The sequence below is a fragment of the Bradyrhizobium niftali genome (assembly GCF_004571025.1).
Lineage (GTDB): Bacteria > Pseudomonadota > Alphaproteobacteria > Rhizobiales > Xanthobacteraceae > Bradyrhizobium > Bradyrhizobium niftali.
Map to the genome: position 1 here is coordinate 1 of NZ_SPQT01000110.1, position 1,580 is coordinate 1,580.

A 1,580-nucleotide genomic window follows, 5' to 3' on the forward strand; every position below is an offset into this window, starting at 1 on the left:
TAATGGGATGGTCCGGCCGTGCTCCTGCCCCGCCAGCGATAAGCTGGCCAGGGGCGCCAAGACAAGGAGCACGCCATGTCCCAGACACCCAATACCGCGATCGCCGTGATCGGCATCGATATCGGCAAAAACTCGTTCCATGTCGTGGGCCACGATACGCGCGGCGCCATCGTGCTGCGGCAAAAGTGGTCGCGTGGCCAAGTGGAGGCGCGGCTCGCCAATATGCCGCCTTGCCTGATCGGCATGGAAGCCTGCGTCGGCGCACATCATTTGAGCCGCAAACTCGCATCGCTTGGTCACGATGCCAGGTTGATGCCGGCCAAATATGTCCGCCCTTATAGCAAGGGACCGAAGAACGACTTCAATGATGCCGAAGCGATTGCCGAAGCCGTGCAGCGCCCAACGATGAAGTTCGTGGCGACCAAGACCGCGGAGCAACTCGATCTGCAGGCGCTGCATCGGGTGCGCGAGCGGCTGGTGTCGCAACGCACCGGCATCATCAACCAGATTCGCGCCTTCATGCTGGAACGCGGGATCGCGGTGCGCCAGGGTATCGGCTTCCTGCGCACAGAACTGCCCGTCATCCTTGCGACGCGCACCGATGCCCTGTCGCCACGCATGTTGCGTGTCATCGAGGAGTTGGCAGGCGACTGGCGTCGGCTGGATCAGCGCATCGATAGCCTCTCCGGCGAGATCGACGCACTGGCCCGTCAAGATCAGGCATGTTCGCGCCTGATGACGGTGCCTGGCATCGGGCCGATCATTTCGAGCGCCATGGTGGCCGCGATCGGCACTGGAGAGGTCTTCTCCAAAGGCCGTGACTTCGGCGCCTGGCTCGGACTGGTGCCTAAGCAGATCTCGACGGGAGACCGCACGATCCTCGGCAAAATCTCAAGGCGCGGCAATCGCTACCTGCGCGTTCTGTTCGTGCAGGCGGCATGGGTCGTGCTGGTCAGGATCAAGAACTGGGAACGTTACGGACTCAGATCCTGGATCGAAGCCGCCAAGAAGCGATTGCACCACAACGTGCTGGCGATCGCGCTCGCCAACAAGCTTGCCCGCATCGCCTGGGCGGTGCTGGCTAAAGGACGCGCCTTCGAGCTGACAAGGACCAACGATGCAGACGTCCGACCCGCTTGATCCTCGCGCCGTGCTCGGCGCGGTCAAGGCGCGGCCTGGCAACGCCGGAGCCAGCCGCAAGCCAAGCGCAACGGCCGGCCTTGACCGCCCGTGCGCGCGACACGACGCACGTCCTGCGGGCCGGGACGAAGGAACGGCCCCTGGCTCGAACACAGGAACTGCGAGGTAGGAGGAGCAAGCGATGACGTAACCCCATCAGCAGGTTCCAGCCGAGGTCTGCGAGAGGATGAGACGAGATGGAGGTTCGGTCTTCCCGGCGCATGCGAACACTGGTGACCCAAATGGCCCAATCGAGGCCTGTCCGCTAATGAGAACGCACGCGCGCTGATATCCATGATGGCCCGGAGAAAATGCTCCAATCAAAGGCCGGATACATTGATGCAAGACCACTCACCACCTGATCGACGAACCTCTTGCTACGCACGGCCGGACCATACATT

1 protein-coding gene is annotated in these 1,580 nt (G+C 62.7%); it reads left to right on the forward strand.

The window, feature by feature from the left end; genetic code table 11:
* The first annotated feature begins 75 nt into the window (after positions 1–75).
* Entirely contained in the window at positions 76–1,140 is a 1,065-nt protein-coding gene (locus E4K65_RS46610; RefSeq protein ID WP_135179750.1) for an IS110 family RNA-guided transposase, read from the forward strand.
* Positions 1,141–1,580: the final 440 nt, after the last annotated feature.

What these genes read in the sequence shown, in the direction of transcription:
- E4K65_RS46610 (WP_135179750.1), top strand. Translation starts at nt 76, where the DNA reads ATGTCCCAGACACCCAATACCGCGATCGCCGTGATCGGCATCGATATC.